At 70.4% G+C, this 19,165-nt stretch carries 15 protein-coding genes; 10 read left to right on the forward strand and 5 right to left on the reverse strand.

Annotated elements, in window-relative coordinates; genetic code table 11:
• Window positions 1-75: 75 nt before the first annotated feature.
• Entirely contained in the window at window positions 76-2,025 is a 1,950-nt protein-coding gene (locus Pph01_RS07595; RefSeq protein ID WP_204072237.1) for an NAD(P)-binding protein, read from the reverse strand.
• Between the two features lie 56 nt (window positions 2,026-2,081).
• Between Pph01_RS07595 and Pph01_RS07600 the strand changes: the two genes are divergently transcribed.
• From Pph01_RS07600 to Pph01_RS07620, 5 genes are all read left to right on the forward strand, one after another.
• Complete coding sequence (locus tag Pph01_RS07600) at window positions 2,082-2,744, forward strand: TetR/AcrR family transcriptional regulator (protein WP_204072238.1); 663 nt, start codon at window positions 2,082-2,084, stop codon at window positions 2,742-2,744.
• A gap of 347 nt (window positions 2,745-3,091) precedes the next feature.
• A complete protein-coding gene (locus Pph01_RS07605) occupies window positions 3,092-5,005 on the forward strand; it encodes an NAD(P)-binding protein (protein WP_204072239.1) in 1,914 nt (637 codons plus the stop codon).
• A gap of 139 nt (window positions 5,006-5,144) precedes the next feature.
• On the forward strand, window positions 5,145-5,837 hold the full coding sequence (locus tag Pph01_RS07610) for a hypothetical protein (RefSeq protein WP_204072240.1): 693 nt from the start codon (window positions 5,145-5,147) through the stop codon (window positions 5,835-5,837).
• A 40-nt stretch (window positions 5,838-5,877) separates the two neighbouring features.
• Window positions 5,878-7,866 carry a sensor histidine kinase gene (locus Pph01_RS07615; protein WP_204072241.1) on the forward strand — a complete coding sequence of 663 codons (1,989 nt, stop codon included), beginning with the start codon at window positions 5,878-5,880 and terminating at the stop codon, window positions 7,864-7,866.
• Window positions 7,863-8,546: a response regulator gene (locus tag Pph01_RS07620; protein WP_204072242.1), complete on the forward strand. Its 684-nt coding sequence runs from the start codon at window positions 7,863-7,865 to the stop codon at window positions 8,544-8,546. The genes Pph01_RS07615 and Pph01_RS07620 overlap by 4 nt, the downstream gene beginning before the upstream one ends.
• Before the next feature lie 45 nt (window positions 8,547-8,591).
• On the opposite strand, the gene Pph01_RS07625 is transcribed toward Pph01_RS07620, so the two are convergent.
• Window positions 8,592-10,109 carry a glycoside hydrolase family 31 protein gene (locus Pph01_RS07625; protein WP_204072243.1) on the reverse strand — a complete coding sequence of 506 codons (1,518 nt, stop codon included), beginning with the start codon at window positions 10,107-10,109 and terminating at the stop codon, window positions 8,592-8,594.
• A gap of 159 nt (window positions 10,110-10,268) precedes the next feature.
• On the opposite strand from Pph01_RS07625, the gene Pph01_RS07630 reads away from it, so the two are divergent.
• The 4 genes from Pph01_RS07630 to Pph01_RS07645 are packed head-to-tail and all read left to right on the forward strand — an operon-like array spanning window position 10,269 to window position 14,274.
• Window positions 10,269-11,102, forward strand: a complete 834-nt coding sequence (locus Pph01_RS07630) for a DeoR/GlpR family DNA-binding transcription regulator (RefSeq protein WP_204072244.1) — start codon at window positions 10,269-10,271, stop codon at window positions 11,100-11,102.
• Window positions 11,102-12,034 carry a carbohydrate ABC transporter permease gene (locus Pph01_RS07635; RefSeq protein ID WP_204072245.1) on the forward strand — a complete coding sequence of 311 codons (933 nt, stop codon included), beginning with the start codon at window positions 11,102-11,104 and terminating at the stop codon, window positions 12,032-12,034. Before Pph01_RS07630 ends, Pph01_RS07635 begins: the two co-directional genes overlap by 1 nt.
• A gap of 8 nt (window positions 12,035-12,042) precedes the next feature.
• On the forward strand, window positions 12,043-12,918 hold the full coding sequence (locus tag Pph01_RS07640; protein WP_204072246.1) for a carbohydrate ABC transporter permease: 876 nt from the start codon (window positions 12,043-12,045) through the stop codon (window positions 12,916-12,918).
• 15 nt (window positions 12,919-12,933) lie between these two features.
• A complete protein-coding gene (locus Pph01_RS07645; protein WP_204072247.1) occupies window positions 12,934-14,274 on the forward strand; it encodes an ABC transporter substrate-binding protein in 1,341 nt (446 codons plus the stop codon).
• A 58-nt stretch (window positions 14,275-14,332) separates the two neighbouring features.
• Here Pph01_RS07645 and Pph01_RS07650 read toward each other — a convergent pair whose 3' ends face one another.
• A complete protein-coding gene (locus Pph01_RS07650; protein WP_204072248.1) occupies window positions 14,333-15,157 on the reverse strand; it encodes a hypothetical protein in 825 nt (274 codons plus the stop codon).
• Between the two features lie 46 nt (window positions 15,158-15,203).
• A complete protein-coding gene (locus Pph01_RS07655; protein ID WP_204072249.1) occupies window positions 15,204-15,935 on the reverse strand; it encodes an SDR family NAD(P)-dependent oxidoreductase in 732 nt (243 codons plus the stop codon).
• Between the two features lie 178 nt (window positions 15,936-16,113).
• Between Pph01_RS07655 and Pph01_RS07660 the strand changes: the two genes are divergently transcribed.
• Window positions 16,114-16,977 (forward strand): AraC family transcriptional regulator, encoded by an 864-nt coding sequence (locus Pph01_RS07660; RefSeq protein WP_204072250.1) that lies wholly within the window; start codon window positions 16,114-16,116, stop codon window positions 16,975-16,977.
• 39 nt (window positions 16,978-17,016) lie between these two features.
• Here Pph01_RS07660 and Pph01_RS07665 read toward each other — a convergent pair whose 3' ends face one another.
• Entirely contained in the window at window positions 17,017-19,158 is a 2,142-nt protein-coding gene (locus Pph01_RS07665; protein ID WP_204072251.1) for an alpha-galactosidase, read from the reverse strand.
• Window positions 19,159-19,165 lie beyond the last annotated feature (7 nt).

The raw sequence follows: 19,165 nt of genomic DNA on the forward strand, positions 1-19,165 counted from the left end.
ATCATTGGATGAAGCGGATGAAGCGGACGAAGCGGTTTTCTCACCAGAGACCTCCATGCTCGCCTGGGATGCCGGCTACGGTGCGACGCCGTCCACGCCGCGGGAGACCGAGTCGCTCGGCTTTCCCGCCAGGTCGCGGACGGCGCGGTAGGCCATGTCGATCGCCGAGTCCACGTACGCCCGGGGTGCGGAGTCGGAGTTCGCCACCGCGACGCGGCCCCACCGGCGGCGTGCGACGTGGCTGGGAAGTTCGCCGTCGGGCCAGAACGTGTCCCAGGGCAGTCCGTATTCGTAGGCGTAGGCGTGGGACCAGCGGTTCACCGTGATGCCCTCGATGTCGCGGGCCGGGTCGAAGCCGCCGTTCCCGAGGGCGCGTCCGAGCTGGTCGCGGATCGCCCGCTCCATGTCCTGGAACGACGTGGCCAGCAGCTCCCGCCGGCCGGCCTGTCCCTGCTCCCGCGGCGGCAACCCGGGCTTGCACATCGTCTTGGCGAGGTGCAGGATCGCCGGTTCACGCGGGTCGTCCGGGAATCTGTAGTCGCCCATGCTGACCGGGAAGTCCAGGCCCGCGCTCCCCCAGTACATCGTCGGGTACCGGACGCTGGAGATCTTGAGCCGGTCGAACGCCGTCCAGTCGCGGACCTGCACGTTGGTGTAGACGAGCGAGAGCTTGCCCGCGTACTGCAGCGCCGCACGCTGCTCGGCGGAGATCTCCTCGGTCAGGTACGGGATCATCTGGTTGTTGCAGGCCAGCACCACATGGCGGGCGTGGACCGTGCGCAGGTCGCCGGACTGGACGTACGCGATCTCGACCCGCCGGGCGTGGTCGACGTGCCTGACGCGGACGGCCGGCGCGCTGAGGCGGATCCGGACCCGGTTGCCCTTCCGGTCGAGCCGGTCGTAGTGCAGCAGGCTGGTCGTGATGGTCTCCATGCCGCGCCCCGGCAGCGCGTCGGGAATGAGCTTGCGGACCAGCGCGCGTGCGACGCCGCCGTTGCCCTCGGGGAAGTGGTAGATGTAGTCGTCCTCCGAGGTCCACAACTTCTGACCGGTCGGCGCGAGCCGCCGGTCCGGCTGGTCCCAGTCGAGCCCGAGGCCGTCGAAGCCGGCGAACTCGATGGAGGCGTCGAGGGCTCCGACCGCGTCCGCGCCGTAGCCCCAGTTCCCGTTGGGCGTGGTCTGCAGGAACCTGACGGCGTCCGGGTGCGCCCTGACGTGCTCGGTCAGGTACTCCCGATAGGTGATCCGGGCGAGCCGGTCCTTCTTCTCCTTGTCGGTGAGCCCGGCCATCCAGTCTTCGGGCGCGTCGTAGATCTTGCTCAGGTCGCTCTTGGCCCGGTCCGCCATGGGCGCGTTCCTGAGGATCTCGGCGTACTCCGTGCCGGGCCGGTAGGCCACGAAATGGTCGCGTCCCCACGACTCCTTGTCGAAGTACAGGGCCCTGCCGAGCCCGTGCCTGGCGTCGAAGCCGGAGTCGAAGTACTTCTTGAAGCGCTTGACCTCGATCCCGACGTCCTCGATGAGCGAGCGGGCCTCGCGGCTGAAGGTCGAAGGGGACTCCAGCGACTGCGAGCCGCCGTACCCGACGAGTAATCGCCCGTGTGCGCGGAACTCGTTCCTGCGCGCGTGACCGCCGACGTCGTCGAGCGCGTCGAGGATCAGGATGCGGGCGTCCCGGTCGAACTCCCGCTGGTAGAAACGGGCCGCCGACAGTCCGCTGATGCCGCCGCCCACCACCACCAGGTCGTACTCCTCGCCGGTACGGCGCGGCTCGCCCGCGTCCCTCCAGAACGTGCCGTCGCGGAGCCTGTGCGGCACGGTCATGGAGTCGTTCGTGTAGCCCCGCATCCCCTGAAGCGCCGGCGGATACGCGTCCCCCGCCTTCCGTCCGGTGTCGGCCGCGGCGGCGCCTGTGCCGAGACCACCCAGTGCGACCGCCCCCACCGCGACCGCGACTCCGTCGATGAAGTCGCGGCGGCTGATCGGGCGCCGCATGCCCAGTTCGTCGTCGGATCGTTCGGGCATGATCCACCTCATTTCTTTAGCGATGATAGAGAAATGAGGGCCGCGATAATAGACCCATGCCACGGCCCAATCACTCGGAGCGGACACGCGCCCAGATCGTCGAGGCCGCGGTCGCCCTGCTCGACGCGGAGGGGCTCGAGGCGCTGTCCACCCGCAGGCTCGCGGCCGAGCTCGGGGTCCGCGGGCCGACCCTGTACCACTACTTCGCCGACAAGAACTCCCTGCTCGAGGCGGTCAGGGATCGGATCGCGGCGGAGATCTGGACGGGCGTGGAGTCCCGGCTGGCCGACATCGAGTCCGGAGACTGGGAGCGGGTTCTGCGCGGCTACGTCGACGGCGCCCTCAGCGCGATGGCGCGGCACCCCAGGGCCATCGGCCTGATGGCCCTCGGCGCCGCCACCAGGCAGTCGACACTGCGGGGCTACGAGACGATGCTCACGCGCCTGACCGAATGCGGCTGGCCGCTCGGGCTCGCCTGGCAGATCTTCCTCGCCGCCGAGAACCTGATGCTGAGCGCCGCACTCGAAGCGGGTCAGCCCGCTTTCGCGCCGTCATCCGAACAGACGGCGGAACTGCCCCTGCTGCGGGCCCTCGCGGGCGAGCTCGCGGCGGATCCGTCGCTCGACGACGGGTACGAGACGGGGCTCGACGCGCTGATCGCGGGCATCGGCGTCACCCTCGGCGCGTACCGGAACCCGGACGTCCGGTCGCCGCACTGAGCCCTCACGAACCCTTCGCTCCCTTCGCTCCCTTCGCTCCCTTCGCTCCCTTCGCTCCCTTCGCTCCCTAGGCTTCCTCGCGAACCCTTCGCGCACGCGCGCGTACCTCGCGAACCACCTCTTCCTCCGAATCACCCCTCCCTCGCGAACCCTTCGCGCCCGCGCGCGTACCTTGCACCTCAGAAATGGTCAAGGCACGCATCACCCTGGTTATCCGTCGTTCTCAGAGCTTCGAAATACGGATTTCGTCGTCATTTCCGGATATCTCGAAAGATTCATTGACTGGCCCGTTATGTGCTTCTAGCGTCCGCAGCATCCGTCGATCACCACGACATGACGAGGTGCACGTGGCCAGGTTCACCGACGACGAGTTGGGCATGAAGCGGGGAATCACCCGGCGGGACCTTCTGAACGGAATGCTGGTGGGCGGCGGCGCCGCCGCGCTGAGCGCGGCGCTGCCGGGCGGCGCCGCGCACGCGTCCACCGGGCACGGCGGCGGCTCCCCGTATCCGCCGACCAGCAACGGCGTCGTCGGCCAGACGGACGCGGCCCGGACGGTCGGCCACGATGTCACCTTCGGCGGCGCCGACCCCGGACCTGCTCGTGACCTGCGCGAACACTATGACCTGGTGGTCGTGGGCGGCGGCGTGAGCGGCCTGGCCGCCGCGTATTTCTATCGGAAGGCCTTCGGCTCCCGCGCCCGCATCCTGGTTCTCGAAGCCCTCGCGGACTTCGGCGGCCACCAGCACCGCAACGAGTTCCAGGTCCGGGGCCGCACGCTGCTGAGCAACGGCGGCATGGTCAACCTCGACAGCCCCGACACGTGGAACTCCCCCTCACTGAGCCTCATGGACGACCTCGGCATCGACTTCGCGAAACTCGCCGAGGGCGTCGACACCGGCTACTACACCTCGAAGGGGCTCGGCACCGGCTACTTCTTCCCGGAGGAGGGCTTCGGCGCCGACACCCTGGTCACGCGCGGCGCGACCGAGCCGCTCAGCACGCTGATCGCCCGGCTGCCGCTGTCGGAGACCGCGCGCGCGGACATCCTCAAGGTGGAGAACACCACGGAGGACTACTTCCCCGGTCTCAGCGACGCGGAGAAGAAGCAGCGCCTCGCCCGGATCAGCTATGCGGACTACCTGCGCCACCACGTGGGCGTCGGCGAGGAGGCGCTCGTCTTCTACCAGCGCCGCACGCACGGGCTGTGGGGCACCGGCATCGAGGCCGTCCCCGCCGGAGACTGCTGGGGCACCGGCCTGCCCGGCTTCAGGGGGCTCGCGCTCGAGCCGACTCCGTACAACGGCATCGGGCGCACCCCCGCGATGTCCCTCACCACGGCCGACGAGGAGCTCTACTACTTCCCCGACGGCGGCGCCACGGTGTCGAGGCTGCTGGTGTCGCAGCTCGTCCCCGGGGTCTTCTCCGGACGCCAGACGATGGAGAGCGTCATCACGGCCCGGGCCGACTACGGCAGGCTCGACAGGGCCGGCTCCGACGTGCGGATCCGGCTCAACGCCATGGCCACCGACGTGCGCCATCGGCGCGGCACCCGCGGGCCGGTCGACGTCGAATACGTCAGCGGCGGCAAGACGTACCGGGTGAGCGGGTCGCACGTCGTCATGGCCTGCTGGAACAGCGTGGCCTCCTACATCGTCCCCGGGCTCCCGTCCGCCCAGGTCGAGGCCATGCGTTACGGGGTCAAGGTGCCACTGGTCTACGCCAGGGTCGCCCTCCGCGACTGGCGGGCCTGGGAACGGGCCGGCATCTCGCGGATCACGCCGTACGGCACGTTCTGGGACAGCTGCTCCCTCGCCACGACCACCCACCAGGGCGGATACGCGTCGGCCCGCGAATCGGACGAGCCGATCGTCGTCACGCTCTCCAAGACGCCGAACCAACCCGGCCTGCCGATCACCCGGGACCAGCACAGGGCCGGGCGCCGGCTGTTGCTCGAGACGTCCTTCAGCGACTTCGAACGCGAGATCCGCGACCTGATGCAACGCGCTCTCGGACCCAGCGGCTTCCGCGCCTCCAGGGACATCATGGCGATCACCGTGAACCGCTGGTCGCACGGGTACGCGTACGAGTACAACTCCATCGCCGACCCGGTGATCTTCAAGCCGGTCGCCGAGCAGCCGTTCGTCCTCGCTCGCCGGCCGTTCGGGAACATCACCATCGCGAACTCCGACGCCGGGGCCTTCGGCTACACGCACGCCGCCGTCGACGAGGCCTTCCGGGCGGTGAAGGAGCTCACCTGATCGGACCCCCGGACGAACGCTCCCGCCCGGAATCCCCGCCGGGCGGGACACAGGTCTCTGTCTCCGGGATCACCTTCGTTGCCACGATGCTCCTGCGCCGGCTGATCGCCGGCACGAGGACTCATGAAGGGAGTGCGTCGTGGTTTCGTCGAGGTGGCGCGTCGCGGCGGGGATCGCCTGCTTGCTGGTGGGGTCGATCGGGCAGCTCGCCCAGTATCTGGTGACGCCGGTTCTGGGCGGCGACGCCGGCGCCGCCGACCAGGTCCGCGAGGTCGCCGCGCACCTGCCGGAGATGCGGCTGGTGTTGTGGTTGGACCTGGCCGTCCTCCTGGTGGTCCCCGCCGTCCTGTACGTCTCGGCGGTCGCGGGCAGGTCTCGGCTCGCCGCCGCCGGAACGGTGCTGGCGTTCCTGACATCACTCGGCGCGATCGTCCTGGTGGCGACCGACGCTCTCTACTACGAGGCCGCTCTGCAGGCCGACCAGGCCGGGAGCATCGCCCTGGTCTCGGCGTACCAGGCGAACGGGCTGGTCAGCGGCCTGCTCGCGGCCTATCTGCTTGGTCACGCGGTCGGGTTCATCCTGCTGGGCATCGCGCTCGCCCGCACCCGTGCCGTACCGGTGTGGGCGGGGGTGGCGTTGTGCGCGTCGCCTGTTGCGGAGATCGCGGGATACGCCTCCGGGACGTCCGCGCTGGCGGCCGCCGGCTACGCCCTGCTGGTGGTGGCGTTCGGCGCGTGCGCGGTGTCGCTGGCCCGTAAGGGTCTCCCCACGGCGGGTTCGCCCGCGCCGGCGGAGGGGCCGGTCGCGTCGGCTCCCCTCACCGCGTCCTGAAGATGCGCGAACGCGCCGCGCGACGTATGAATGGGTCGCGATGAACCGATCAAGACTGCTCGTAGCAGTCACGCGTACCGCCGTCGCCCTGGCCGGTCTCCTGGCTGTGGCGGCGGTGGCCGTCGCGCTGATCTACCGGCGGGAGGCGATGGACCTGGTGCTCGCGGCCGTCGCCGTGGGCTTCCTGTCCGTGCCGATCGTGGGCGGCGCGGCGGCGCGGGCGGAGCCGCGCAACGCCGTCGGCTGGATCCTGCTGGCCGCCGGGATCGCGATGCCGCTGGTGATCGGGGCGTACCTGTACTCGCAGGCGGCGTTCGTGCGCGGCGTCCCGCTGGCCGGCGCACGGCTGGCGGGCTGGCTCGACGGCTGGCCCTGGGTGTTCGCCCTGGCGGTCGTGCCGACCTTCGGCCTCCTGTTGTTCCCGGACGGCCGCCTGCCCTCCCGCCGCTGGCGCCCGGTGTTGTGGGCCTGCTCCGCGGTCGTCGGAGCGCAACTGGCCTCGACGCTCTTCGGGCCGGGGCTGCTCGACTACCCCGAGCAGGACAACCCGACGGGACTGCCGGGACCCGCCGGCGCCTTCGCGCAGGGCCTGGGCGGCACGATCATCCTGATCGCGCCGCTCGCCACGGCGGCCGCGCTGTCGGTCCATCTACGGAGGCGCAGGGCCGCCCGAACCGCCCACGCCGACGCTCTGGCCCTCGTCACACCGGCCGCCTGGCTGATCGCCGCATCATGGTGGAGTTGCATCGCCATCAGCGTCGCCGGCGACGACAGCATCAACGCCTTGCCGTACGAAGCGGTCGCCATGGTGAGCCTCGCAGTGACCGCGTGGATCGCCATCCGGCGGTACGGGCTGTTCGACGCCCGTCTGGTCATCAGCAGAGCCCTGGTGTACGGCACGCTGACCGCGGCCGTGATCGCCGTGTATCTCGCGGTGGCGACCGGTTGGGCGCGGCTCGCGTCGGACACGGTCAGCCACCCGGTGGCCGTCGCGGTCGCCGTGCTGGTGGCACTGCCCCTGCGCGACCTGCTGCAGCGGGCCGCCAACAGGCTGGTCTACGGCTACCGCGACCGCCCCTACGAGGCACTGGTACGGCTCGGCCACCGGTTGGAGGACGCCGCGGCCTCCGACGAGGTGCTCCCCGCGGTCGCGCGTACCGTGCGCGAGGTGTTGCGCCTCCCCCGCGTGGCCGTCGAGATCGGCGACGAGACCGTCGCGGCCGCGGGCCGTTCAGCGGGAACTCTGCCCGAGGAGTTCCCGCTGGTCTTCGCCGGAGAGACCATCGGAACCCTCATCGCGGAACCACGCGAGGCGGGCGGTCCCTTCACCGCGGAGGAGCGGCGGCTGCTCGCCGGGATCGCCCGCCAGATCGCCGCGGCCGGACACGCCGTCTCGGTCACCGCTGACCTGCTCCGCTCCCGCGAACGGCTCGTCGCGGCGACCGAAGAGGAACGCCGCCGCCTGCGACGCGACCTCCACGACGGCCTGGGCCCCGGGCTGGCGGGCATGGTCCTCGGGCTGCAACGCGCGCGCAGGCATCTCACCACGGACCCCGCCGCCGCGACGAGCCAGCTCGACGAGCTCACGAGCCAGACCCAGCAGGCCGTCGCCGAGGTGCGCCGCCTCGTCTACGGCCTGCGTCCTCCCGCACTGGACGAACTCGGGCTCGTCGGCGCGCTCTACGAACATGCCCGTGTGCTGGGCGGGATCACGGTGGACGGGCCCGACCCGGTTCCGGCCCTGCCCGCCGCCGTGGAGGTGGCGGCCTATCGGATCGCCCTGGAGGCGATGACCAATTCCGCCCGCCACGCCCGCGCCGCCACGTGCACGGTCCTGGTCCACATCGACGGCGCCCTGCACCTGGAGGTCGCCGACGACGGCGCCGGGCTCCCCGTGGAGTACCGGGCCGGAGTCGGCATCTCGTCCATGCGGGAACGCGCGACGGAGCTCGGCGGCGTCTGCACGATCGAGCGCCGCACCCCCACCGGCACCCTGGTCCGTGCCACGATCCCGTTGGAGCCGGAATGACCGCCGACAAGCCGATTCGCGTCGCGATCGCCGACGACCACCCCATGTTCCGCTCCGGGCTGCGCACGCTCGTCGAGGAGAGCCCGCACCTCGAATTCGCCGGGGAGGCCCAGGACGGCGAGGAGGCTCTCGCCGTCTGCGCCCGGACCGAGCCCGACGTCATCCTCATGGACATCCGGATGCCGGGCACCAGCGGTGTCGAGGCCACACGCCGCATCCTGGCCGGACAGCCCGGGATCGGCGTCCTGATGCTCACCATGCTGGAGGACGACACGTCCGTCTTCGCCGCCATGCGTGCCGGCGCCCGCGGCTACATCCTCAAGGGCGCGGCACCGGACGAGATCGTCCGCGCCATCACCTCGGTCGCCGCCGGTGAGGCCATCTTCGGCGCCGCCCTCGCCACGCGCATGGCGCACTTCTTCGCGACACGCCCGCGCGGCGGAGCCCATCCGTTCGCCGCCCTGTCCTCCCGCGAGCGCGACGTGCTCGACCTCATCGCGGCCGGCCACTCCAACGCCGTCATCGCCGCCCGACTGGCGCTCAGCGAGAAGACGATACGCAACAACGTGTCGAGCATCTTCGCCAAGTTGCAGGTGGTGGATCGGCCCACGGCGATCGTCCGGGCGCGAGAGGCGGGACTCGGCACGCCGAACAGCGCACTCGGCGACACCCCTGTGTGATCTCCGGGCGGGGTGCCGCCCCTCGGCGGATCGACGGCGTGACCGTCAGCCCTGGCGGCGGAACCAGGGCAGCCGCGACAGGGGCGCGGTGACGGTCACGACGTCGGGCCCGTGCAGGAGGGTGCCGTCGTCGGCCTGCCACGCGCCCGGCGGGAGCACGACGTCGCGTGAGGTGGCGCCCTTGACCAGGACGGGCGCCACCAGGAGGTCGGGACCGAGCATGAACTGGTCGACGACCCGCTCGTAGCCCTGTCCGGGGAAGCCGAACTCCAGTGACCGCATGATCGGGTCGCCCGTACGGGACGAGTCCTTGGCCAGTGCGAGAATCTCCGGGCCGAACCGTTCGTGCAGGGTGGCGGCGGACCTGCAGTGCTCCAGGTGCTCAGCGGGCAACAACCGCCAGGGCGCGGCGGAGAACTGCATCATCGGGAACAGCGCGGAAGCCTGCGCGTAGCGGACGAACAGCTCGGGATCGAAGTCGGCGCTGCCGAACGACTGGTACTCACCGCCGCCGATCATGTCGGGACAGGTGTAGGCGTGCCCGGTGAGCGCCTGGGCCAGCGCGTTCGGGATGAGGCTTGCCAGCCCGTCGCGGCCGTCCCACGCGTGGTGCTTGTCGCGCTGGCGCTGGGCCAGCGGCAGTCCCGCCGCGAGCCACGCGTCGCGGAACTCGTTGAGGGGGTACGGCAGGCCGAACCGGTTCCAGGCGATCGTGTACGCCTGCGGATCGGGGCATCCGAGGTCGGCGTAGAAGGCCGCCTCACCGCCGTCGAACTTGAATCCGTCCACGCCGACGTCCTGGCGCAGCCTTCTCAGTTCTCCCGAGAGCCATCGGAGCGCGTCGGGCTTGAGCAGGTCGAGCGCCGCGCCGAACCCGTTCCACCACTCGCCGATCGCGGGGCGTCCGCGCCGGTCGCGGATCAGCAGGTCGTCGTCGCGCAGCCTGCGGAAAACCTGCGAGTCGGGCGTGACGTAGGGCACCAGCCACAACATCACCTTGAAGCCCATCTCGTGCAACCGGGCCACCATCGCCGCCGGGTCGGGGAAGCGGCCGCTGTGGAAGGTCCACTGGCCGTACTCCTCGTGCCAGCGGTCGTCGATCATCAGAATGCCGGGCGGGAACCCGTGGTCCAGCACGGCCTGGGCGTAGGAGAGCACGTTGTGCTGGGTCGGCTCGAAGAGGGTCTCGATCCACAGGTTGTACTGCGGCGCGGTGAACAGGAGCGGGTCGGGCATCCGCCCGTCGGGCGGAAACCGTTCCTCGACCAGGTGCCGGTAGACCCCCGGCAGGTCGCCGTGGCCGCCGCCGACGATGATGCCCGCGGACACGTCGGCGCGCAGCAGCAGCTCGCCGGCGGACATCTCGATCGCGAACGGCCGATCGGACCAGATGTAGCGCCCCTTGCTCGACAGGAGCATCGGCATGCCCTGGTTGCCGCCCAGGTCCCGCAGGTCGGCACGGTAACCGTCGGTGAACGGCATCTCGATGCCGTCCGCCACGGCGCCGCCCCACCAGTGCTCGCCGTCCTCGACCGGCAGTCTGACCGTTGCCCCGAGTGTCACGTTCTCCCCTTCACGACGTCCGACGTCGCTCATGGTGAGGAACGCGGACGAGCTTGTCAATGGGAAACCATTCCTTTCCAAACAGAAAGGATCTTGCGTTTCGCAAGCGTTACAAATTGCCGATTGACAAGGTTTGGAAAGTGTTAGCAGCATGGCGCCATGGTTCCCGAGCCTGAGGGCGTCCCTACCGAAGGACGCCGCGAACGCATCGCCGCACTGGTCGCCGACCGCACTTTCGTCCGGATCGGCGATCTGGCCGAGGCGTTCGGCATCTCCAGGGTCACCGTCCGCGCCGATCTCGACTTCCTGGAGAAGCAGGGCAGGCTCAAACGGGTGCGCGGCGGGGCACTCGCCGACGCGCGGCCCGGCGCACTGCCCGCCAGCCGGGCGGGCGGCCTCATCGAGTCCTCCTTCGAGGACGCGATGGACGCCTCCGCCACGGAGAAGACACTCATCGGCCGGGCCGCCGCGCAGCTCATCACCTCGGGCGAGAGCGTGATCCTCGAGGCCGGCACCACGACGATGGCGGTGGCCAGGGCACTCGTCGAGCGCGCCGACCTACGTGATGTGGTGATCTTCACCAACGGCCTGGCGATCGCGCTGGAGCTGGAGCGGGCGATCCCCCGCTTCACCGTGATCGTCACCGGCGGCACCCTGCGCCCGCTGCAACATTCCCTGGTCAACCCCCTGGGGGTGGGCATGCTGGCCCAGATCAACGCCGACACCCTCTTCCTGGGCTGCAACGGAGTCCACCCCAGGACCGGCTTCACCAACCTCAACCTTCCCGAGGCCGAGCTCAAGCAGGCCATGATCCGCTCGGCGGGCCGCCGGATGTTCGTGGCCGACGGCTCCAAGCTGGGCCGCGTCGAACTGGCCCCCATCTGCCCGATCGACGAGGCGGACCTGCTGCTGACCGGCGCCTCCGCCGACGCCCAGGCGGTGGCCGAGTGCCGCGAGGCCGGCCTCGACATCGAGATCTGCGAGGAGGCGTGATGGCCGCCACCATCCTGGAGCGGCCACTCCGACGCCGTACGGCACGGCGGGCGGGGCCGTCGTGGCAGCGTGGTCACGGCAGGATCGCGCTGGTCTTCCTCGCGCCCGCGCTGCTCGGGTTCGCCGCCTTCTACCTGGTGCCGACCGTGCGCGGCCTGTGGTTCAGCTTCACCGACTACAACCTGCTGTCCGACCCGGACGTCGTCGGGCTGGACAACTACGGCGAGATGCTGGGCGACCGGGTGTTCTGGAACGCGCTCAAGGTCACCGGCGTCTACGTCGTCTTCAACGTCGCCACGCAGACCGTTCTCGCCCTGGGCCTCGCCGTACTGATGGAACGGCTGACCAGATCGGTCATGATCAGGGCGATGGTGCTGCTGCCGTGGCTGGTGCCGAACGTCACGATCGCCCTGCTGTGGATGTGGCTGCTCGATGCCAACGTCGGCTTCGTCAACCACGTGATGGAGCAGATCGGGCTGGCCAAACAGGGCTTCCTGTTCAGCCCCGACCAGAGCATCCTCACCGTCGCCTCGATCAACACCTGGCGCCACGTCGGCTACACGGCGTTGCTGCTGTTCGCCGGCATGCAGCTCATCCCCAGGCACCTCTATGAGGCCGGCAGGATCGACGGCGCCGGCGAATGGCGGATGTTCCGTCAGATCACTCTGCCGCTGCTGCGCCCGGTGCTCGCGCTGGTCCTCGTCGTCTCCCTGATCGGCTCGTTCCAGATCTTCGACACCGTGGCGGTGACGACGGAGGGCGGGCCGGTCAACGCGTCCCGGGTCATCTACTACTACATCTACGAGAAGGCCTTCACACAGTTCGAATTCGGCTACGCCTCAGCGATGTCGGTCTTCCTCATCTTGTTCCTCGTCGCGCTGACCCTGCTGCAGATGCGGCTGCTGCGCGCCTCGACCTCAGATCTCGCCTAGGCGGAACCATGCGGAAAAACCCAGCCCGCCTGCTCGCCTGGGCGGGTCTCCTCGCAGCGCTCGCGATCACTCTGTTTCCCTTCTGGTGGATGCTCCGCACGGCGCTGACCGGCAACGCGAACCTGTTCGACGGCAGTTACTCGCTGCTTCCCGACCACCCGACTCCGATCAATTTCGAGCGGGTCCTCGGGCTGGCCTCCCCCGAGGAGGCCAGAGCCGCGGGCGGCACCGCGGCCAGCATGGACTTCTGGCGCTACCTGCAGAACTCGGTGCTGTTCGCCGCGGCCGTCGTCGCCGGGCAGGTCACGTTCAGCGCGATGGCCGCCTACGCCTTCGCCCGACTGCGCTTCCGCGGCCGCGACGTGCTGTTCTACCTGTTCCTCAGCACGATGATGATCCCGCCGATCTTCACCGTCCTGCCCAACTTCGTGCTCATCAAGAGCCTCGGCGGAGTCAACACCTTCTGGGGCCTGGTCGCGCCGTACTTCTTCATGACCCCGTTCGCGGTGTTCTTCCTGCGCCAGTTCTTCCTCAGCGTCCCCGGCGAGATCGAGGAGGCGGCCGGGCTCGACGGCGCGAGCCGCTGGCGCATCTTCTGGCAGGTCGTCGTGCCGATGAACAAGGGCCCGCTGCTCACCCTGGCCATCATCACCGCGGTGCAGACCTGGAACGAGTTCCTGTGGCCGCTGCTGATCGCCAAGCAGGAGAACGTCCGGGTGCTGACCACGGCCATGGCGATCTTCCAGCAGCAGACGCCGAACGCCACCCCCGACTGGGCCGGTCTCATGGCCGGCGCCACCCTCGCCGTCCTGCCCGTCCTCCTGCTGCTCATCCTCTTCGGCCGCCGACTGGTCGATTCGATCCGTTTCACCGGCATCAAGTAACCCCCTGGAGAGACCATGAAGACCTCCCGTCGCACCCTGTTCGCGACCATGCTCACCCTCAGCACTCTCACCGTCGCCGCCTGTGGTGGCGGCGGCTCGGAGACGCCCGCGGCCGACGGGAAGGTCACGCTCACCTACGCGTTGTGGGACGACCGACAGCAGCCCGCCTACCAGCAGTGCGCCGACGCCTTCCAGGCGAAGAACCCCGGCATCTCCATCAAGATCACCCAGTCCGGCTGGGACCAGTACTGGACGGACCTCACCGCCAAGCTGGTCGCGGGCGACGCGCCCGACGTGTTCACCGACCACCTGTCCCGCTATCCCGAACTGGCCGCGAACAACCAGGTCATGGACATCCAGCCGTTCGTCGACAAGGACAAGCTCGATCTGTCGGTCTACCAGAAGGGCCTGGCCGACCTCTGGGTGCGCGACGGCAAGAGGTACGGCCTGCCCAAGGACTGGGACACGATCGCGGTCGTCTACAACACCGAGCAGGTGGCCAAGGCCAGGATCGACCCCAAAGAGTTCGCCACCTGGACGTGGAACCCCACCGACGGCGGCGACTTCGAGAAGGCGGTCGCCAAGCTCACCGTCGACGGCAAGGGCCGCAACGGCCTGGACCCCGATTTCGACAAGAACGACGTCAAGACCTACGGCCTGGCGCTGGAGACGGGAGGCGGCGCCTACGGCCAGGGCCAGTGGAGCCACTTCGCGGCCAGCGACGGCTTCGTCTTCACCGACAAGAACCCCTTCGGCTCCCACTACAACTACGACGACCCCAAGCTGGCCGAGACGATCAACTGGTACGCCGGGCTGATCAAGAAGGGCTACATGCCGCCCTACGACCAGGCCGGCAAGCTCGGCGTCACCCCGATGATGGAGGCGGGCAAGGCCGCCATGGTCACCACGGGCTCCTGGACCATCTCCAGCTGGGGCAAGGACTTCGCGTTCGCGCCGCTGCCCGTCGGCCCGCAGGGACGCAAGACGATGATCAACGGCCTGGCGGACTCGATCTACGCCGGCACCCCGCACAAGGATGAGGCCTGGAAGTGGGTCCGTTTCCTCGGCTCGGCCGAATGCCAGGACCTGATCGCGCAGAACGCGGTGGTCTTCCCCGCGATCACCACCTCGGCCGACAAGGCCCTGGCCGCGCACAAGGCGGCGGGGCGAGACGTCAGCGCCTTCGTCGACGAGGCCAACGACCCGCAGGGCACCTTCCTCTATCCGATCACCGACAACGCCGCGAAGGTCGAGCAGCTCGTCCTGGCCGCCTATGAGAGCGTCATGCTCGGCAAAGCCGACGCCTCCACCGCGCTGCCCGCCGTCAACACCGAGGTCAACAACCTCTTCCAGTGAACCGGACCGTTCCCCGGTAGGCGCTGCCCGGGCCGGAGCGGTCCGGGCGGCGGACGGTTCACCCGCTCAGCCGTCCCGCGGCCAGGACGAGCCGCCACGTCAGCTCGCCGGAGGCGGGGACCACCGCGGCGTCCCCCGGTCCCGCCTCCGCCAGGTCGAAGACCGCGCCGAGCATGGGCTCGACGCCGACGCTGCGGTACGGAGCGTGATCGGGGAATCCGCCGAGGTTGCGCCACAGGGCGACCGAGACCGGAACCCCGTCAGGCGCCTCGACGCGCATGTCGAGCACGTCGGTCCCGTCCGTCACGCGTACGGCGTCGCATCTGAGCACCGCTCCCACCGCGGTGCCGTCATACGGCCCGAACCGGTCGAGCGGCAGTCCGAGCGGCTCAGGCCAGCGGCCCTCGGCGTGGGGGGCGCCGGCGGGCCAGGGACGGCCGAGCATCGGCTCGGCCTCGGGGAACACCCTGACCGGGGTGCCGGAAGGCGCGACGAGCCGGGCGTCCTCCCCGAGGTCGAGCAGGGCGTGGGCGGCCCAGACGAACGCGTGTCCGGGGTCGGCCGACATGCGGTAGGTCGCCACCACCGTCCCGGCCTCGTCGGAGACCTTGCGCAGCAGCTCGAAACCCTCACCTTGTACGGAGCTCTCGGCGGCGGAGCCGTTCCATGGGCGGCTCCACACGTCGCCGTGGTCGGGCAGCCCGCGCACCGTGGGCAGGCACTCCTCCAGGCCGCCCGCGTCGACGAAGGCCGCACCGGGAACGACCGTCGCCCGCTCCGGATCGGGACGCGACCACAGCCACTCGCGGCCGCCGCCGGCGAGGGACGTCCATCTGCCACCCAGCGCCAGATCGAATCGGGGGCGCAACGGGATCGAAAACATCGGCTCTCCCATCAGGGCGCGCACGCGCCTCACCTGAGCGACACGGTCAGGCGGAGTCCTTCACCGCGCTCCATCCGCCGTCCACCAGCAGGCACGCCCCGGTGACGTACGAACTCTCCTCGCAGGCGAGGAAGGTGACCGCGGCCGCCACCTCGTCGGGCCGGCCGAAACGGCCGGCGGCGGTGCCCGCCACGCTGCGCAGGCGGTCCTCCTCGCCGATCCCGTCCCAGACGGGGGTGAGGATCGGCCCGGGAAGCACGGTGTTGACCCGCACGTCGGGGCCGTACTCCACCGCGAGCTGGCGGCCGAGCGACACGAGGCCGCCCTTGGCGGCGGCGTAGGCGGGATGCCCGGGCAGGCCGAACAGCGCGTGGACGGAGGAGCTCAGGACGACGGAGCCCCGGCTCTCCCGCAGGAGCCCGACGCAGGCGTTGACCGCCAGGTACGCCGCCTTGAGGTTGACCGCGATCTGCCGGTCCCAGTCGTCCTCGGCCAGTTCGTGCACGGGCGCCCGGACCACCACGCTGGCGTTGCTGTGGAGCACGTCCAGCCGGCCGAACTCGGCCCGCGCCACCTTCACGATCCGCCGCCAGGTCGCGGCGTCCGACACGTCGCCGGTGACCGCCCGCACGCCCAGCCGGTCGGAGGTCTGCGCGGCGACGTCCACGGCGATCACGTGGGCGCCCTCGGCGAGGAATCGGTCCACGACCGCGGCGCCGATGCCCGAGGCCGCGCCGGTCACCACGGCGACCTTTCCGGACAGCAGTCCGCGTCCCATTGTCTGCACGTTGTCCCCGATGGTGAGTGACGCCCGGGAACGCTCTCCCATGAGCACGGGTGAGGCCGGGCGTCGTCGTCATACGTCGCGACCAAGTCAACACCCGCGGGTGACGACGGGGAATGTCCGATGTTCGCCCTCACCTGGACGATTCGCTGATTTCTGCCATACTGGGCCGATGCCGATGCAGGAGGGCTTCCGCAACCAGCGGCTGACCGTCGTGCCGCGCCGGGTCGTCGCCGAGGCGAGCTCCCGCCCGGTGACCAGGCGCCTCATGGTCACCGACACCGGCTACTATCCGAACGCCGCGGACCACCTGATGAAAAGGCTGGGCGGCATCGAGGAGACCATCCTCATCCTGTGCACGGCCGGCACGGGGTGGGCGAACATCGGGGGGACCCAGCACCGCGTCGGAGCCAACACGGCCTTGGTGATCCCCCACGGCGTCCCGCACGCGTACGGCGCGTCCGCCGACAATCCCTGGACGATCTGGTGGTGCCACTTACGAGGCGCCGACCTGACGGAGCTCATCGAGGAGATCGGGGCGGGCGCGTCCAGACCCGTGATCCCGATCGGCCGCCTCGATCGGGCGATCGCCTTGCTCGACGAGATCGTGACCATACTTGAACGGGATCATTCGCCGGCGAGCCTGATGGGCGCGGCCGGCTCCGCGTGGAAACTTCTCACCCAGATCGTGGTCGACCGCACCATGCCGGTGCCCGGTGACCCCCTGCAGCGCGCGATGGCCTACCTGGCCGAACGGCTGGACAGAACTGTCCGGGTCGCCGACCTGGCGGCTCTGGTCGGCGTCTCCCCCTCTCATCTGAGCGCGTTGTTCCGCCGTGCCACCGGAGGCGGCGTGCTCGCGCACCACACCGCGCTGCGGATGGCGCAGGCACGCAACCTCCTCGACACGACGGACGCGACGGTGGCGAAGATCGCACGGGAGGTGGGCTACCCCGACCCGTTCTACTTCTCCCGCCATTTCAAGCGGATGCACGAGGCCAGCCCCACCGAGTACCGCAACCGCGCGAAGGGCTGAGCCCGGGGAGCGGCCCCTCCCTTCGGCGCGGCCGCACCCTCACATCTCCGGGGCCCTCACGACCCGCAGCAGCACCGACCGGTCGACGTCCAGCGAGGGCGCCTCGATGCCGACGAGCCGCAGCACGCGCCCGGGAAGCGTCACGCCGTCGCGCTGCCACGGCGGGAGCACGACGCCGGCCGCGGGCGCGGACCCGGGGTGAACGGCTTCGACGGTGTAGTCGCGCTCGTCGTCGAGCCCGGGCAGGCGGATCCGTCCCGGCGGCCACGTCGACGGCCGCTCGACGACGCTGAACGCGTAGAGCGCCTCACCGCGGTCGTCCGCCACCACTCCCTCCAGCCGGAACGCCGCGTCGGCGAGGTCGGCGTGGACGACCTCGCCCGAGTGCAGCAGCGCCCGGTGCTCCTTGTGGAAGGCGATCCACCGGGCGAGTGCGGCGCGGGTCTCGTCGTCGGCGGTGAGCAGGTTCACCTCGACGCCCAGGTGCCCCCACAGCGCCTTCTCCGCGCGGTAGTCGAGCGGATGCGTCCGGTGCGTCGTGTGCGACTCCTCGGCTCCGATGTGCGTGCCCTGCATCTCCGGGGGCACCAGCAACCCCGTCCAGCGCTGGATCTCGAGCCTCTCGTGCGGGTCGTTGCAGTCGCTGGGCCAGACCCGGTCGGCGAACTCGAGTACGCCGAGGTCGACGCGTCCGCCGCCGCTGGCGCACGACTCGATCTCCAGTCCGGGGTGGGCGGCCTTGAGCTCCGCCATCAGCCGGTAGGCCTGCTCGACCTGCCTGCGGACCCCCGGCCGGCCGTCGGGCGTGTGGCCGGCGTCGAGCAGGTACCGGTTGTGGTCCCACTTGATGTAGGCGATGCCGAGCGTCCCGATGAGGTCGCTCATCCGCTCGAACAGGTACGCGTACGCGCCGGGGTGCCCGAGGTCCAGCACATGCTGGTGACGGGAGGGGAGGCCGGGGCCGTGCCCGCCGTCGAAGATCCATTCCGGGTGCTCGCGGGCAAGGTCGGAGTCGAGGTTGACCATCTCCGGCTCGAACCAGAGCCCGAAGTCCATGCCGAGTTCGCGCACCCGGGTGACGAGCGGCTCGAGACCGGCGGGCCAGACGTCCGGGTCGACCGTCCAGTCGCCGAGCGAACTGGTGTCGTCGCGGCGGCCCAGGAACCATCCGTCGTCGAGGACGAACCGTTCGGCGCCTGCCTGCGCTCCGCGTTCGGCGAGCGCGGTCAGGGTGTCGAGGTCGTGGTGGAAGTAGACCGCCTCCCACGTGTTCAGCACCACGGGCCGGGGCGAGCTGGGGTGTTGCGGCCGCGACCGCAGGTGCCGGTGGAACCGCGCGGCGAGGTCGTCGAGCCCGACTCCCCAGGAGCCGTACTGCCAGGGGCTCCGGTACGACTCGCCCTGGCCGAGCACCACCTCGGACGGCAGGAGCACCTCCCCCGCCGTGAGGTGCCTCGTGTCCGCCGGCACCCGCTCGGCGGCGAGCACCTGGTTGCCGCTCCACGCGAGATGCGTCCCCCAGACCATGCCCTCGCGGAACCCGAACCCGGCCTCACCGGCGACCACCAGCAGCGTGTGCTCGAGCCCCGGCTTGCCTCCCCGTGAGGCCCTGGCCCACTCCCCCACGTGGAACGGCCGCCGCTGCGGGACCCGCTCGAGCGCCCAGCGGCCGGTGAGGTCGAGGATCTCCGACGCCTCCGGCGGCACGGGCAGCGCCAGCTCGAGGGAGTCGATCCGGTACGGCTCGGCCGTGTCGTTCCTGATGGCGGCCCGCTGGCGGACGAGCCCGCTCGCGGCGAGCACCTGGATCTCGAACTCGGCGGCGAGGCCGTACTCGGGGTCGAGTGCCGTGGTGCGGAGCACTGGCCCGTCGTCCGTGTCGGCGACCTCGTGCTCCGCGTCCCGGAACTTCGGGGCCCAGCGGCGTCCGCCGGTGTCCCCGACCAGGCCCGGACGGCCGAGCCAGCCCTCCGCCAGTTGCGGGAGCACCGGGACGGGCTGCGGATAGGTCACCGCGCTGTCGCCGATGGCGGGAAGCGCCGCCCGCTGCAGGTCCGCCAGGGCGTCGTCCCCGAGCGCGCCGAGATCCGGCCCCCAGTGCAGGATGCGTGGAAGCCGGCCTCCGTCGACGGCGACGACGAGGCTGGTGCCTCCGGAGCGCAGGTGGATCGGTGTGTTCACTTTCCTG

It is taken from the genome of Planotetraspora phitsanulokensis (assembly GCF_016863295.1).
In the GTDB taxonomy this organism is placed as follows: Bacteria; Actinomycetota; Actinomycetes; order Streptosporangiales; family Streptosporangiaceae; genus Planotetraspora; species Planotetraspora phitsanulokensis.

Coding starts and splice junctions, on each gene's coding strand:
- Pph01_RS07595 (WP_204072237.1), bottom strand. CDS start 2,025: ATGCCCGAACGATCCGACGACGAACTGGGCATGCGGCGCCCGATCAGC.
- Pph01_RS07600 (WP_204072238.1), top strand. CDS start 2,082: ATGCCACGGCCCAATCACTCGGAGCGGACACGCGCCCAGATCGTCGAG.
- Pph01_RS07615 (WP_204072241.1), top strand. CDS start 5,878: ATGAACCGATCAAGACTGCTCGTAGCAGTCACGCGTACCGCCGTCGCC.
- Pph01_RS07620 (WP_204072242.1), top strand. CDS start 7,863: ATGACCGCCGACAAGCCGATTCGCGTCGCGATCGCCGACGACCACCCC.
- Pph01_RS07630 (WP_204072244.1), top strand. CDS start 10,269: ATGGTTCCCGAGCCTGAGGGCGTCCCTACCGAAGGACGCCGCGAACGC.
- Pph01_RS07635 (WP_204072245.1), top strand. CDS start 11,102: ATGGCCGCCACCATCCTGGAGCGGCCACTCCGACGCCGTACGGCACGG.
- Pph01_RS07640 (WP_204072246.1), top strand. CDS start 12,043: ATGCGGAAAAACCCAGCCCGCCTGCTCGCCTGGGCGGGTCTCCTCGCA.
- Pph01_RS07645 (WP_204072247.1), top strand. CDS start 12,934: ATGAAGACCTCCCGTCGCACCCTGTTCGCGACCATGCTCACCCTCAGC.
- Pph01_RS07650 (WP_204072248.1), bottom strand. CDS start 15,157: ATGTTTTCGATCCCGTTGCGCCCCCGATTCGATCTGGCGCTGGGTGGC.
- Pph01_RS07655 (WP_204072249.1), bottom strand. CDS start 15,935: ATGGGACGCGGACTGCTGTCCGGAAAGGTCGCCGTGGTGACCGGCGCG.
- Pph01_RS07660 (WP_204072250.1), top strand. CDS start 16,114: ATGCCGATGCAGGAGGGCTTCCGCAACCAGCGGCTGACCGTCGTGCCG.